This window comes from Algoriphagus halophilus, assembly GCF_041729275.1.
GTDB classification, from domain to species: Bacteria; Bacteroidota; Bacteroidia; order Cytophagales; family Cyclobacteriaceae; genus Algoriphagus; species Algoriphagus halophilus_A.
Map to the genome: position 1 here is coordinate 3,772,501 of NZ_CP146486.1, position 15,397 is coordinate 3,787,897.

At 41.7% G+C, this 15,397-nt stretch carries 5 protein-coding genes, 2 rRNA genes and 4 pseudogenes (1 of these 11 cut by a window edge); 5 read left to right on the forward strand and 6 right to left on the reverse strand.

The features are described from left to right. Positions 1–2,402 (forward strand): 23S ribosomal RNA (locus V8V91_RS20205) (it extends 462 nt beyond the left edge of the window). 142 nt (positions 2,403–2,544) lie between these two features. After that, a 5S ribosomal RNA gene (gene rrf / locus V8V91_RS20210) occupies positions 2,545–2,654 on the forward strand. A gap of 545 nt (positions 2,655–3,199) precedes the next feature. Here the strand turns inward: rrf and V8V91_RS20215 are convergent. The 3 genes and pseudogenes from V8V91_RS20215 to V8V91_RS20225 all read right to left on the reverse strand — a co-directional run bounded on the left by V8V91_RS20215 (position 3,200) and on the right by V8V91_RS20225 (position 7,141). Continuing rightward, positions 3,200–3,646 (reverse strand): DUF1569 domain-containing protein, encoded by a 447-nt coding sequence (locus tag V8V91_RS20215; protein ID WP_373396939.1) that lies wholly within the window; start codon positions 3,644–3,646, stop codon positions 3,200–3,202. 79 nt (positions 3,647–3,725) lie between these two features. Further along, complete coding sequence (locus V8V91_RS20220) at positions 3,726–6,125, reverse strand: ribonucleoside-diphosphate reductase subunit alpha (protein WP_373396940.1); 2,400 nt, start codon at positions 6,123–6,125, stop codon at positions 3,726–3,728. Between the two features lie 36 nt (positions 6,126–6,161). Further along, a pseudogene (locus tag V8V91_RS20225) lies at positions 6,162–7,141 on the reverse strand (ribonucleotide-diphosphate reductase subunit beta). A 590-nt stretch (positions 7,142–7,731) separates the two neighbouring features. On the opposite strand from V8V91_RS20225, the gene rplU reads away from it, so the two are divergent. The 3 genes and pseudogenes from rplU (at position 7,732) to V8V91_RS20240 (ending at position 11,539) form a co-directional block, all read left to right on the forward strand. After that, a complete protein-coding gene (gene rplU / locus V8V91_RS20230; protein WP_373396941.1) occupies positions 7,732–8,043 on the forward strand; it encodes a 50S ribosomal protein L21 in 312 nt (103 codons plus the stop codon). A 33-nt stretch (positions 8,044–8,076) separates the two neighbouring features. Beyond that, positions 8,077–8,337, forward strand: a complete 261-nt coding sequence (gene rpmA / locus V8V91_RS20235; RefSeq protein ID WP_074222821.1) for a 50S ribosomal protein L27 — start codon at positions 8,077–8,079, stop codon at positions 8,335–8,337. Between the two features lie 146 nt (positions 8,338–8,483). After that, positions 8,484–11,539: pseudogene (locus V8V91_RS20240) on the forward strand (glycosyl hydrolase). Positions 11,540–11,573: 34 nt separating this feature from the next. On the opposite strand, the gene V8V91_RS20245 reads toward V8V91_RS20240, so the two are convergent. The 3 genes and pseudogenes from V8V91_RS20245 to rnr form a co-directional block, all read right to left on the reverse strand. Next, positions 11,574–12,203 (reverse strand): rhomboid family intramembrane serine protease, encoded by a 630-nt coding sequence (locus tag V8V91_RS20245; RefSeq protein WP_373396942.1) that lies wholly within the window; start codon positions 12,201–12,203, stop codon positions 11,574–11,576. A 2-nt stretch (positions 12,204–12,205) separates the two neighbouring features. Continuing rightward, a pseudogene (locus tag V8V91_RS20250) lies at positions 12,206–13,190 on the reverse strand (polyprenyl synthetase family protein). After that, a pseudogene (gene rnr, locus V8V91_RS20255) lies at positions 13,153–15,394 on the reverse strand (ribonuclease R). Before rnr ends, V8V91_RS20250 begins: the two co-directional pseudogenes overlap by 38 nt. Positions 15,395–15,397 lie beyond the last annotated feature (3 nt).

Here is a 15,397-nt window from a genome sequence, read left to right on the forward strand (position 1 = left end):
AACTAGTACCGTGAGGGAAAGGTGAAAAGTACTCCGAATAGGAGGTGAAATAGAACCTGAAACCGTGCGCTTACAAGCGGTCGGAGCCACGCGATGTGGTGACGGCGTGCCTTTGCATAATGAGCCTGGTGCTCTCATCAGCGAGGTAAGGTATTCAGTACCGTACCGGGCAGAAAACGAGTCTGAAAGGGCGCTTGAGTCGGTGGGGGTAGACGCGAAACTTAGTGATCTACCCATGGCCGGGTTGAAGTTGTGGTAACACACAATACGGGGGACCGAACCGATAAACGTTGAAAAGTTTCGGATGGGCTGTGGGTAGGGGTGAAAGGCTTAATCAAACTGAGAAATAGCTCGTACTCCCCGAAATGTTTTTAGGACAGCGTCGGGAATTGTATGACGGAGGTAGAGCCACCGATAGGACTAGGGGAAGTCAAATCCTACCAAATCCTGACGAACTCCGAATGCCGTCATACAGAACCGGCAGTGAGGGCTGGGGTGCTGAGTCCCAGTCCGGGAAAGAACCAGACCTTCCGCTAAGGTCCCAAATCTATGTTAAGTTGAACAAAGGTGGTCCAGTTGCAGAGACAGCCAGGAGGTTAGCTTGGAAGCAGCTATTCCTTTAAAGAGTGCGTAACAGCTCTACTGGTCGACGACAGAGCGTCGATAATAATCGGGCATCAAACATAGTACCGAAGAAGCGAAGGATTGTCCGCCACCGGCGGACGGTGGTGAGGCATTCAACGGCGGTGAAGCTACAGCGTCAGCTGGTGAGGCACCCGGAAAAGCAAATGTAGGCATAAGTAACGATAATGCGGGCGAGAAACCCGCACACCGTAGGAGCCAAGAGTTTCCTGATCAACGCTAATCGGATCAGGGTTAGTCGGGGACCTAAAGGCCAGACCCGAAGGGGTAGTCGATGGCAAATGGGTTAATATTCGCCCTTTATTATACAGGTGATGGAGCGACAGGTGATGAAAGATCCCGCGCGGTGACGGAATACCGCGTTAAAGGTAGTAGGTATTGGACCCATAGTTAAATGCGTGGGTTTAGCCGAAGCTGATAGTACCGAGCGTTTACGGACAATCGGATAGTGATCCTAAGGGCAGAAAAACTGGCGATGGCGGTAACCGTTACCCGTACCGCAAACCGACACAGGTGGTCGAGGAGAGTATCCTAAAGGTGCTCGGCGATGAATCATATTCAGAACTCGGCAAAATAGCCCTGTAACTTCGGGAGAAGGGGCGCCCCGACAATCGGGGCCGCAGTGAAAGGCGGCGACTGTTTAACAAAAACACATGGCTTTGCAAAGGTTAACGACTAAGTATAAGGCCTGACACCTGCCGGTGCTGGAAGGGTTAAGAGGGGGAGTTATCGCAGAGAGAAGCTCCTGAGATGAAGCCCCAGTAAACGGCAGCCCGTAACTTTATAACGGTCCTAAGGTAGCGAAATTCCTTGTCGGGTAAGTTCCGACCTGCACGAATGGTGTAACGATCTGGGCACTGTCTCAGCCATGAGCTCGGTGAAATTGTAGTCGCGGTGAAGATGCCGCGTACCGCAACGCGGGACGGAAAGACCCCATGCACTGCACGCTGCAGCTTAGCATTGGTACTGGACAAATGATGTGTAGGATAGGTGGGAGACTATGAAGCGGGTTCGCCAGGATTCGTGGAGTCACTGTTGAAATACCACCCTTTGTTTGTTTGGTATCTAACCCCGAATGGGGACATTGCTTGGTGGGTAGTTTGACTGGGGTGGTCGCCTCCAAAAGGATAACGGAGGCTTCCAAAGGTTCCCCTCAGTACGCTTGGTAACCGCGAGGTGCAATAGCATAAGGGAGCTTGACTGTAAGGCCGACAAGCCAGGCAGGGTGGAAACACGGGTATAGTGATCGGCGGTTCTGAATGGAAGGGCCGTCGCTCAAAGGATAAAAGGTACGCTGGGGATAACAGGCTGATCTCCCCCAAAGGCTCATATCGACGGGGAGGTTTGGCACCTCGATGTCGGCTCGTCGCATCCTGGGGCTGGAGGTCCCGGGGTTGGGCTGTTCGCCCATTGAAGTGGCACGCGAGCTGGGTTCAGAACGTCGTGAGACAGTTCAGTCCCTATCTGTTGCGGGCGTGGGAAGTTTGCGAGGACCTGACCTTGGTACGAGAGGACCGGGTTGGACTGACCCGCTGGTGCGGTTGTGATGCCAGATGGGGGGGGGGGGGGGGGGGGGGGGGGGGGGGGGGGGGTAGCTACGTCGGGAAGAGATAAGCGCTGAAAGCATCTAAGTGCGGAAACTCCCTCAAGATGAGACTTCCAAATAGGGCCGTCAGGAAGACATTGGCGTTGATAGGCTACAGGTGTAAAGGCAGTAATGTCATAGCTGAGTAGTACTAATTGCCCAAAAATACACTGTTTGTTACAGTTTCTGCCAAGACATGTTATTAAAGTCAGAAGTAGGAAGTATCAAGTATGAATTACCTACTACCGAAGAAGAACTTAAGATATTAGATACAGGAAAAGCTGATCACAGATCACTGATGACTGTATACTTACAGATTAGGCGGCCTAGCGCAGGAGTCCCCTCTTCCCATCCCGAACAGAGAAGTTAAGCCCTGCAGCGCCGATGGTACTGGGGTTACACCCGGGAGAGTAGGTCACCGCCACATTATTCAAGCCCTTTGGATCACTCCGAAGGGCTTTTGTGTTTTCAGGGGTTTTCAACTCCTGCACAGAGCCATGAATGTGCATAGGCATCAGGTATCAGGAGCAATGAATCAAGAGCTGAATATAGTAGAAGCAACGGGATCAGGACTGAAGCCTGACCACTGACCACTGCATACTTGCAAATAAGGATTACCTCTTCCCATCCCGATCGCCTTGTCGGGTTAGCTCTGCTACACCAAGGATACCACACCCGGGAGAGAAGCCCACGATAACAATCGGGGGCCGCCACATTATTCAAGCCCTTTGGATCTGTCCGAAGGGCTTTTGTGTTTTTAGGCCCCCAAGAAACAAAACCGATCCTAAGGTCCCCTGTCTTCTTGCCAGCCAGATTGCTGGCTTTTTAGTTTATGCCCAGGCCTTCTGTCATGGATTCTTTCTATCCAATGACCTTATTTAAATAATAGTGAATGGATCCGGATCGCAGACCATTTTTAGAAGTGTTTTCGACTTGTTTAAGAAGTTTACCTAGGAGGATGGACTCTCTTTCTTACCAACAATTAAATTGGCCTAAGTGGTGCTTAAAATGCTTCGGGTGAAATAATTCCCATTCCTGGTGATTCATCATTCCAAAACGGGGATGATTCGTCAATCCATCAGGGTTTTCTTCAAAAAATGTATTGTATTCCCTGATCGCTTTGAACAACTGGATTTTTGCTTCCTGTAAGGAGGGATACTTTAAAGGCATTAATTCATGTGTTTTAATTCCAGGTGCCTTAATCCCCTTTGGAAATTCCATGGGAGTAAACAATAAAGCTTGCTTCCATTCCAATTGTTGTTCACTGGGAGTGAAAGGAGGATAGGCAATTCTTCCAGATGCCAATTTAAGAGTGATCGTGAGGTGCTCTACCATATGCTGGGCAGTCATCATTCCAAATTCTGCTTGACTTTCCTCATTCAATGAGGTAAGCTTTTGTTCTATAAGAGATAGGTCCATTTCTTTAATTTTAATTGGGAATAAAAAAAGCGTTTGATATAATCAAACGCATTTTATCATTTAACGAACTCTAAATATTTTAACTTCCACACATTTCGCATCCTTCCGGATCATCTAATGAACAAGAAATAGCATCTTGTTTTTGTGTTTTTGAATCAATTTCTACCTGCTGTGCTTTTTCTGCTTTTGGTTCCAAATTCGTTTTATCCAAGGTGAACTTAATAGCACTTGCTGCAGCTTGAGATCTCAAATAGTACATACCGGTTTTTAGACCTTTCTTCCAAGCATAGAAATGCATGGATGTAAGTTTCCCAAAATTCGGATCCTGAAGGAAGACATTCATACTTTGAGATTGACAGATATATGCTCCTCTATCAGCTGCCATATCAATCACCACTTTCTGAGAAATCTCCCAAACGGTTTTATAAAGATCTTTGATATTCTGAGGTACTCCAGGAAGAGATTGAACAGAACCATTGGTAGAAATCAATCTGTTTCTCATGGTGTCATTCCATAGACCCAATTGAATCAAATCTTTCATTAAGTGCTTGTTTACCACGATGAATTCTCCGGAAAGGGTTCTTCTTGTGTAAATATTGGTAGTGTACGGCTCAAAGCATTCGTTATTACCTAATATTTGAGAGGTAGAAGCAGTTGGCATTGGAGCTACTAACAAGGAATTTCTCATCCCGTTTTTCTTTACTTTCTCCTTCAACGAATCCCAATTCCAACGGCCTGATTTTGGAGTTACCCCCCACATATCAAACTGTAGAATTCCTTTAGAAGCTGGTGATCCTTCATATGTTTCATAGGTTCCTTCTACGGTAGCTAGTTCCATGGAAGTTTCTACTGCTGCATAATAGATCGTTTCGAAGATGTCTTCGTTTAGACCTTTAGCTTCCGCTGATTCAAATGGCATTCTCAACATGATGAATGCATCCGCTAAACCTTGCACACCTAAACCAATTGGTCTATGTCTAAAATTAGATCGTCTTGCTTCTTCAACAGGGTAATAGTTTACATCAATTACCTTGTTTAGGTTTCTGGTAGCGACCTTTGTAATTTCATACAATTTCTGATGGTCAAAGAATAGTTTTCCATCAGGTCCTGTCCTTACAAATTTTGGAAGAGCCAAAGAAGCCAAATTACAAACTGCTACTTCATCTGGAGCAGTATATTCAATGATTTCAGTACAAAGGTTGGAAGACTTGATAGTTCCTAGATTCTTCTGGTTTGATTTTCCATTGGCAGCATCTTTATAAAGCATGTATGGGGTTCCAGTCTCAATTTGTGATTCTAGGATTTCGAACCAAAGTTCCTGAGCCTTGATGGTCTCACGAGCTCTACCTTCTTTTTCATACTTTTCGTAAAGTCTTTCGAACTCTTCACCATGGCACTCAGATAATCCCGGTGCTTCATTTGGACAGAATAGAGACCAGCTTTCATTTTGCTCTACTCTTTTCATGAATAAATCTGGAATCCAAAGCGCATAGAATAAATCTCTCGCTCTCATTTCCTCTTTACCATGGTTTCTTTTCAATTCTAAGAAATCCTTTACATCAGCATGCCAAGGCTCCAAATAAATAGCAAAGCTACCTTTTCTCTTTCCTCCACCTTGATCTACATATCGGGCAGTCATGTCAAAGTTTCTTAGCATAGGGACAATTCCATTGGAAACCCCATTGGTTCCTTTGATATAGGAGCCTTTTGCTCTTACATGGTGAATAGATAGACCAATTCCACCTGCCGACTGGGAGATTTTAGCACATTGCTTTAAGGTATCATAAATACCATCAATGCTATCATCCTTCATTGTCAATAAGAAACAAGAAGAGAGTTGAGGCTTAGGTGTACCTGCATTGAAAAGAGTAGGGGTCGCATGCGTAAACCACTTTTCAGAAAGTAGGTTATAGGTTTCCAATACAGAATCCATATCCCCTTTATGAATACCTACAGCCACTCTCATCAGCATATGTTGAGGTCTTTCTACCACTTTGCCATCTAGACGGATCAGATAACTTCTCTCCAAAGTTTTATATCCGAAATAATCATACCCGAAATCCCTTTTGTAGTCAATGGCTGCATCTAGTTTTGCTGCATTCTTTTTAATAATACCGTAAACTTCCGGATCAATTAAAGATGCGTTTTCACCAGTCTTTGGATTGATATAAGTGTACAATCTCTTCATGGTATTAGAGAAAGACTGACTGGTGGTTTTATGAAGGTTTGAAATAGCAATTCTAGCCGCTAGAATTGCATAATCAGGGTGCTTAACGGTTAGAGATGCACAAACTTCTGCTGCAAGGTTATCTAGCTCAGTAGTGGTTACGCCATCGTACAATCCATCAATTACTTTTTTTGCTACCTCAATTGGCTGTATGAATTTTGGGTCTAATTCATAACATAGGTTTTCGATCCGAGTCGTGATTTTGTCAAATCTAACGGACTCTCTTCTTCCGTCTCTTTTAATTACTAACATATACTTTGGAGATTTAGGGTAGGTAGATTGATATTATTAAAAGTCCTCACCAATGGAGAATCTTGGGGATGAATCTGGTGCTTCAGTGGATTTCATCACCCCGGCTTTTTGGTAATCTCCAACCCTCTTCTCAAAGAAATTGGTTTTACCTTGAAGGGAAATCATGTCCATAAAGTCAAACGGATTAGTACTGTTCCAAACTTTTTCACAGCCTAGTTCCATTAATAATCTATCAGCAACAAACTCTATATATTGACACATTAAGTCCGCATTCATACCGATTAGTCTTACCGGGAGCGCATCGGTTACAAATTCTTTTTCGATGGTCACTGCATCAATGATGATTTCTTTTACTGTCTCTTTTGGCAATTGATTTACCACATGCTCCGTGTAGAGGTGACAAGCAAAATCGCAGTGTAGTCCTTCATCTCTTGAGATCAATTCATTGGAAAAAGTAAGGCCTGGCATCAAACCTCTTTTTTTCAACCAGAATATAGAGCAGAAAGAGCCTGAGAAGAAAATACCTTCCACAGCGGCAAAGGCAATCAGTCTTTCCTGGAAGGATCCATTATCAATCCATCGAAGAGCCCAGTCTGCTTTTTCTTCACACAATCTATATGTTCGATTGCATTCAAAAGTTTATCTCTTTCAGCGGCATCTTTAATATAGGTATCAATAAGGAGACTATAAGTTTCAGAGTGGATGTTTTCCATGGCGATTTGAAATCCATAGAAAAACTTAGCTTCAGTATATTGTACTTCAGCTACAAAGTGTTCGGCCAAATTCTCATTGACAATTCCATCACTCGCGGCAAAGAATGCAAGTACATGGGAGATGAAATGTCTTTCACCATCATTCAGACTTTTCCAGTCTACCATATCTTGGCCTAAATCAATTTCTTCTGCTGTCCAAAAACTTGCTTCAGCTTTTTTATAAAACTGCCAGATGTCGGCATGCTGAATTGGAAATAACACGAATCGGTTTTTGTTCTCTGATAAAATTGGTTCTTGCTGCATCGTTCTCTGTAAATTTGAATCCCTAATTAAGCTGTTTGGGTTTTCTATGTATTAGTTAAAACTCCCTTTTGATAGGAAAAGCTGCCCTTTCAGTACAGCCCATGAACAAATATGTGAACCAAATCGGACAAATAAAACCCCTAAAGACCTACTTAAAGGTTAATATTGACCGTTGGTCAAAAACTGTTTAAAATACAGTGTAACAATGAAATATAATTAGGTATATAAAGTAAAAGATAAGCTATAATGGCCGAAAATGGCGCTTTAAAATTTTTTGAGAAAGTTTAAAAAGTTTTTTTTACCAAAATTCAAGCTTGATTTTGAACGTTGGTCAAAAAATATTCTTTTCAAAAAAGAAAAATAATCAATTGATAATCAATCAATAGCCCGAGAGTCAGTTCAATTTTATGTCAAATGGGAAAGAAAATTTAGAAGGAATTTTTTATTCAAAATAGATCAGTTTATTTTAAGCGAATCCTACTTGACAAGACGAAGGTACAAGACTTTAGATATTTTTCTGCATTGTTTTTTTGTTCCAATCATCTTCCTTATATTTGCACTCCGATTTCGACTAAGAATTCAAAATACTCATGTACGCAATTGTAAACATCGCAGGAAAGCAGTTCAAAGTAACAAAAGATCAGTTCGTCTTCGCTCCAAAGCTGGAAGGTGAAGCTGGCGCTTCCGTGGAATTTGACCAAGTCTTGTTAGCAGAAGCTGACGGCTCTGTGTCTGTAGGAGCTCCCTTATTAGAAGGAGCCAAGGTATCTGGGAAAATCCTAGATCATGTAAAAGGTGATAAAGTCATCGTCTTCAAAAAGAAGCGTCGTAAAGGCTACAAAAGAAAGAACGGTCACAGACAAGACTTCACTAAAGTTTTGATCGAAAATATTGTACTATAAGTTTTCTCTCTGAAAACATAAAAGAATAAAACCATGGCACACAAAAAAGGCGTCGGTAGTTCCAAAAACGGTAGAGAGTCACATTCCAAAAGATTGGGTGTGAAGAAATTTGGTGGTGAGCAAGTAATTGCTGGAAACATCATTATTAGACAAAGAGGTACAAAGCATCATGCTGGAGAGAATGTTGGTGTTGGTAAAGACCATACCTTGTTCGCTCTTTCTGATGGAGTTGTAACATTCAAGAAAAAGTTTGATGGTAAGTCTTATGTAAGTGTATTACCTGCAGAAGCTTAAAATCATCTAATAGATAATGAAAGCCCCTTCGAAAGTTGGGGCTTTTTTTATGCCTTCATTTTTTTATTCTGCCGACAGTCATTTTTTTGAATGTTGTTCCAAAGACTTTTCCTATTTTTTGACTTGAAACCACCAAATTAATTCTTATGATTAAACTAATACGTTACGGAATACTATGTATTCTGATGGGAATAGCAGCAGTTTCTTCTGCTCAGGAAATCCCTAAAACCGAAATATACGAGGCCTTAGAATGGAGGCTGGTTGGACCTCATCGAGGAGGCAGATCTGACGGGGTTACCGGAGTAGAAGGGAGCGACCACACTTATTATTTCGCATCCACAGGAGGAGGTATTTGGAAGACTGTAGACTCAGGTGCTACTTGGAAGCCTGTATCTGATGGTTTCTTTGGAGGATCTATGGGAGCTGTAGCAGTTTCAAAAAGTGATACAAGTGTGGTTTACGCAGGCGGTGGTGAAAAAACCGTACGTGGAAATGTTTCTTTTGGCTATGGAGTTTGGAAAAGTGTTGATGCAGGAAAAACCTGGGAAAGAGCAGGGTTGGATAAAAGCAGATTTATCTCTCGAATGCGAATTCATCCAGAAAATCCAGATGTAGTTTATGCTGTAGTGCTGGGAGATATTTTTAAGCCTGATGCCACTCGCGGAGTCTATAAAACGACGGATGGAGGTAAAACCTGGAACCAGGTTCTTTTCGCTTCGGATGTAGCAGGAGCTGTAGATTTGGTGATGGATCCCAATAATCCTGAAGTCCTTTTTGCGACTACTTGGGACATTAAAAGAACTCCATATAGTTTAGAAAGCGGTGGGCCAAACTCTAAAATGTTTAAATCAACAGATGGAGGTCAGACTTGGGAAGACATGACCAAGAAAGAAGGCTTTCCAGAAGAAGATTACTTGGAATTATGGGGGTATCTATTTCCCCCGTCAATTCAGATAGAATCTACGCCATTATTGAAAATGAAAATGGGGGTGTCTTTGTTTCCAAAGATGGAGGAGAGTCTTGGGAGAAAACTAATGAAGATCGAAACCTAAGACAAAGAGCTTGGTATTACACCAGAATTTTTGCTGACCCTCAAGACGAGGAAACAGTTTATGTGTTGAATGTGAGCTACCATAAATCTACAGATGGAGGTAAGACTTTTGAAAGTGCCAATGCTCCTCATGGTGATCACCATGATCTTTGGATAGATTCGGAAAATAATCAACGGATGATTATAGCGGATGATGGAGGTGCTCAAGTTACAGAAGATGGAGGGACTACCTGGTCATCCTTGATGAATCAGCCTACTTCACAGTTCTATCGAGTGACAACGGACAATAGTTTTCCATACAGAATCTATGGAGCACAGCAAGATAATTCGACAGTAAGGATTGCACATAGAAATGATGGAAGAGCCATTACGGAAGCAGATTGGGAGCCTACTGCTGGAGGTGAAAGTGGTTGGATTGCACCTGATCCTTTGAACAATGATATTGTATATGGTGGATCTTATGGTGGTTATTTGACTAGGGAGAATCATGACAATGGTACCTCCAGAACTGTCAATGTGTATCCAAATAACCCAATGGGACATGGAGCTGAAGATATGAAGTACCGCTTCCAATGGAATTTTCCTATTTTCTTTTCTCCTCATAATCCTAAACTGCTTTACACAACCAGTAACCAATTCCATCGATCCACTAATGAGGGGCAAAGTTGGGAAGTGTTCTCGCCGGATTTAACTAGAAATGATAAAAGTAAGTTAGGTCCTTCGGGAGGACCAATTACGAAGGATAATACTTCTGTAGAATATTATGCAACCATCTTTACGGCTGCAGAATCTCCAGTAAAAGAAGGAGTTCTATGGGCTGGTTCTGATGATGGGTTGGTACACGTTACTCAAGATAATGGTGTTACTTGGCAGAATGTAACTCCATCAGAAATGCCAGAGTGGTTGCAAATTAATAGTATTGAAGCGAGTCCTTATGATCCTGCTGAAGCTTATTTTGCAGCTACTGGTTACAAGAGTGGAAATTATGAACCATACCTTTATAAGACCAAGGATTATGGTAAGACCTGGACAAAAATCACCAATGGAATTGATCCTGAGCATTTCACCAGAGTAGTAAGAGCAGATCCTGTAAAAAGAGGTATGCTCTACGCAGGTACAGAAACAGGCATGTATTACTCCAAAGATGATGGGGCCTCTTGGCATTCACTACAATTAAATCTTCCGATTGTTCCGATTACAGATTTGGCGATCAAAGAGAATAATTTGATTGCTGCTACCCAGGGTCGTTCGTTTTGGATTATTGATGATTTGACCGTGCTGCATCAAGCTGAGCCAGGAATGGAAAACAGTTCCTTGACTTTATTCAAGCCACAGGATTCTTATAGAATAGATGGTGTGAGTAGAAAAAGCGCCACTGCGGGAACGAATAGAGCAGGAGGGGTACTGGTTTATTACTACATCAAGGAAGAACCAAAAGAAGAGTTAAAAATCGAATTCTTTGACGCGAATGATATTCCTTTGAGAGCATTCTCTACAAAAGGAATTAATGGTGATACCTTGAAAGTCAAAGCCGGTAGCAATGAATTTAACTGGAACCTTCGTGTAGAAGATGCGGAAGGATTTGAAGGATTGATTATGTGGGGTGGAAATTTAAGAGGCCCAAAAGTTGTTCCTGGTACCTATAAAGTAAAAATGACCTTGGACGGGGAATCCCAAGAAAAGACATTCAAAGTGCTCGCTGATCCAAGATATGAATCTTCACAGCAGGATTTGGTCGCACAATATGACTATTTATTGGATGTCAGAGATAAACTGACAGAGACCCATCGAGTAATTAAATTGATCCGTCAATACAGAACTGAAATGGATAGCTTAGAGACGAAACCTGCCAACTTAGAATTGATCAAGGAGGAAATGGATGAAATTGAAAAAACCTTGTATCAGACTCAAAATCAAAGTCGTCAGGATCCCTTGAACTTCCCGATCAGATTGAATAACAAACTGGCTCATTTGAGCTCGGTAGTTGGAAATGGAGATTGGGCCCCTACGGACCAGTCGTATGAGGTGAAGGAAGAATTGACTGAGAAAATCAATGTTCAGTTAGCTCGCTTCAAGGAATTGGAACAAAACCAAATCTCCAAAATTTTCAATATTGATGAAATGAGGACCAAACTGGATATCAAGAAATAAATGAAAAAGCTCCCGATTTTTATCGGGAGCTTTTTTAAAATGGTCTATACGACTTGATTTGTGCTATAAATTGTAAAAGACTCTCGGGTGAAATAATTAATATAAATAAGATCCCGAAAATAGCTCCATACAGGTGGGCGTCATGATTGATCGCATCATCTGAATTTTTTCCTTTCACGTAGGAGTAGATTAAGAAGATTCCACCTAGAATAAACCCAGGAAGACATAAAATCCCAAACAAACAGATGTCTGCTAAAGGCATAATGATGATACTTGCAAACACCGTGGCCGCAGTCCCTCCAGAAGCTCCCAGAGCCCTATAGTAGCTGTTGTCTTGATTTTTTAAATAGGTAGGGATGTCAGAAACAATGATTCCTATTAAATAGAAAAGGACAAATATAATTCCACCTGTCATGCCACCAAATTGATAGGCCAGAAACTGTTCCACAAAACCTCCAAAAAATAAGAAAGTGAACATATTGAATAGTAGGTGCATGTAATCCTTATGGATAAATCCAGAAGTGATAAATCGGTCCCATTGTTTTCTGTTCTTTATCAAATAGGGGACAAACATCCATCGGTTGATAAACTCTGGTTTATTAAAACCAATCATGCTGGTTGCAACCGTGATCATAATCAGGACCACTGTGATAGATAAATTCATGCTTATTTTTCTCTGTGAATTAGATCTTCGGTGATCTGCTTGAGTTCTTCAAAGTAGGAGGAATGATTGCATTTGATGGAATCAAATAAATCAAACCCAGCTTGGAAATAACGATTCATTTCATCCTCTGCGATGGACTTAATTCCAAGTTGATGGTAAATGCCTTTCACTGCCTTTACTTTCTCTTCTTTATCAAACTCCTCCAGAGACAACCAATAAGCCAATTCCTTGGCATCTTTACCAGAAGCCAATTCCAAGGCTTTGATGAGTAAAAAGTCTTTTTGTTGGAGATGATATCTCCTCCTACCTGCTTGCCAAATTTGGCTTGGTCGGCGTACACATCCAGTAAGTCATCTTTGAGTTGGAAGCCTATCCCGATATTCACTCCGAAATCATACAGTTTATTGGCTTCTGACTCATTTGCTCCACCTAACAATGCTCCCATTTTCAAGGCACATCCCAAAAGTACTGCGGTTTTAAGGCGGATCATATTGATGTATTCCGCAACCTTTACGTTTGAAATACTTTCGAAATTCATATCGAATTGCTGTCCTTCACAAACTTCCGCTGCGGTCTTATTAAACAGCTGAATTACTTCGTGTAAAAGGCTAGGAGGGGTTTCCAAAGCAAGTCATATGCTCTTACCAACATGACATCTCCAGAAAGAATCGCGGTATTGGCATTCCATTTTTCATGGACCGTATCCTTTCCTCTTCGGAGCGGGGCTTGGTCCATGATGTCGTCATGCATCAGGGTGAAGTTATGGAAAACTTCAATGGCAGAAGCTTGTTTCAGGATCGATCCAGGATCATTTTTATACATCCCATAGGCCATCAGACTTAATAAAGGCCTAATTCTCTTTCCTCCAAGGCTTAAGATGTATTCTAAAGGTTCGTAAAGCTCTTTGGGTGATTCTCCAAAACGTTGTGACTTTAAAAAAGTCTCTAATTTATCTAATAGCTCGGCCGCGTGGCTTTTTTCCTTCATTGTCTGCAAATTCCAAATCTATTGTTCTACGGTCTATATCCGTGTTCACTACTCTGACCTTCACTTTGTCACCCAGAGTGATCATTTTCTTTGTTTTTGATCCGATCAATCTCATATTTTTCTGATCGAAATCATAATAGTCATCATCCATGTCTTGTACACGAATCATCCCTTCACATTTCGTTTCCGAAATCTCCACAAAACCCCCATTCAGTCACTCCACTCACGATTCCTTCATAATCCTTTTCTTCAGCAAGGGACATATACTCTACTTGCTTGTACTTGATAGATGCTCTTTCAGCATCTGCTGCCCTCTTTTCTCTTTCGGAAGAGTGAACGCATTTTTGCTCCCATTCTTCTGCATCTGGAGACTTCCTCCCTGAAGATAATGATCCAATAATCGGTGGACCATCATGTCGGGATATCTCCTTATGGGTGAGGTGAAGTGTGTATAATGTGCAAACGCTAACCCAAAGTGCCCTTTTGGCTCAGTGGTATATTTTGCTTTTGCCATGCTTCTTATAGCAAGTTGTTCGAGTACATTTTGCTCAGGCTTACCTTGAATCTCATCCATTAACTTATTCAATGCCGTGGAGATTTTTCGCTCGTTCTCAATGTCGAATTCATGCCCAAATCGTTTGGCAAATCCTGAGAAAGTATCCAAGCGCTCCATGTCCGGGAATCATGGGTCCGGTAAACAAAGGTATCAGTTCCTTTACCTTTTTTAAAGATAAATTCTGCTACATATTTATTTGCCAACAACATGAATTCCTCAATCAGTTTGTGAATATCTTTCCGCTCTTTGACAATCAGGCCTAAAGGGGTTCCTTTTTCATCCAGTTTAAATTTCACTTCAACGGTTTCAAAATTCACAGCGCCGTGATCAAACCTTCTTTTACGAACTTTTTTTGCCAAGTTGTTTAAGAGCGTCAATTCATTAAAGAAATCACCGGATTGAGAGTCGATATTTTCTTGTGCCTCTTCGTAAGCAAATCTTCGATCGGAATGAATAACTGTTCTACCTATCCAATGTTTAATAACATTGGCATCTCTGTCCATTTCAAATACACAAGAGAAGGTAAGTTTATCTTCGTTGGGTCTTAAAGAGCACAAGCCATTACTTAGTCTTTCAGGAAGCATTGGAATCGTTCTGTCTACCAAATAAACAGAAGTAGCTCTATTGTATGCCTCTTTTTCCAAAGCAGTTTTGGGGCGAACATAATGCGTGACATCAGCGATATGCACTCCTACTTCTAAATTGCCATTAGGGAGCACTTGATAAGATATGGCATCATCGAAATCTTTGGCATCGGCTGGGTCAATGGTGAAAGTGGGAATATCCCTAAAATCCTTTCTTGCTTTGATTTCCTTTGCTGTGATTTTATCTGATATGGCATTAGCCTCTGCATCTGGCTCCTGAGGGTATTCAAAGGGAAGACCAAATTCTGCCATTATGGAATGGATTTCCACTTCGTGCAAGCCTGCCTGTCCTAAAACTCTTGTAACTTTACCGGTTGGGTTTTTGTCACCATCTCTCCATTCGGTGAGTTTGACAACTACCTTTTGATTATGTTCTGCTCCTAAAAGATCCCCTCTGTGCACAAAAATGTCTTTGTGCATTTTTTTCCGAAATCCGGAACCACAAAAGCGAATCGAGGAGATATTTCTACTCTACCCACAAATTCATCCCGGTCTCTCTCAATGATCTCTAATATTTTACCCTCGGATTTTCCGAATTTCCCTTTTAGGGGCTTGACCATGACTCTCACTTTGTCTCCATCAAGAGCTTGCTTCATATCAGCTTCTTTGACTAGAATGTCTCCCTCGTTTTGAGTGGGATCATCTGGAATTACAAAGGCAAATCTCGGGTTGACATAATCAACTGTGCCTATTATAAAGTTTGGGTCTTTGGTAGAGGAATAATAGTTACGAGGGTTTTTTGAGACATGACCACTCTCTAACAGTTTGGAAAGCACAGAATCTACCGCTCCCTTACTGAGGGAATCCCGTATTTCTAATTTTTTGATAATCTGTTTCGAGTTGAACTCTTCTCCATAATTGGAGTCTAAAAATTGGACGATACGTCTCGTTAAATTTGCCGTATCGTTGCTATGTCCTCTTTTCTTATTTTTTGATTTTTTCTGTCTGATTTTCTTCCCATGTGTCGGGGTTGTTGTGTTAATCCAATGTATAAAGATTATCATGCC

Coding starts and splice junctions, on each gene's coding strand:
- V8V91_RS20215 (WP_373396939.1), bottom strand. CDS start 3,646: ATGGACCTATCTCTTATAGAACAAAAGCTTACCTCATTGAATGAGGAA.
- V8V91_RS20220 (WP_373396940.1), bottom strand. CDS start 6,125: ATGTTAGTAATTAAAAGAGACGGAAGAAGAGAGTCCGTTAGATTTGAC.
- rplU (WP_373396941.1), top strand. CDS start 7,732: ATGTACGCAATTGTAAACATCGCAGGAAAGCAGTTCAAAGTAACAAAA.
- rpmA (WP_074222821.1), top strand. CDS start 8,077: ATGGCACACAAAAAAGGCGTCGGTAGTTCCAAAAACGGTAGAGAGTCA.
- V8V91_RS20245 (WP_373396942.1), bottom strand. CDS start 12,203: ATGAATTTATCTATCACAGTGGTCCTGATTATGATCACGGTTGCAACC.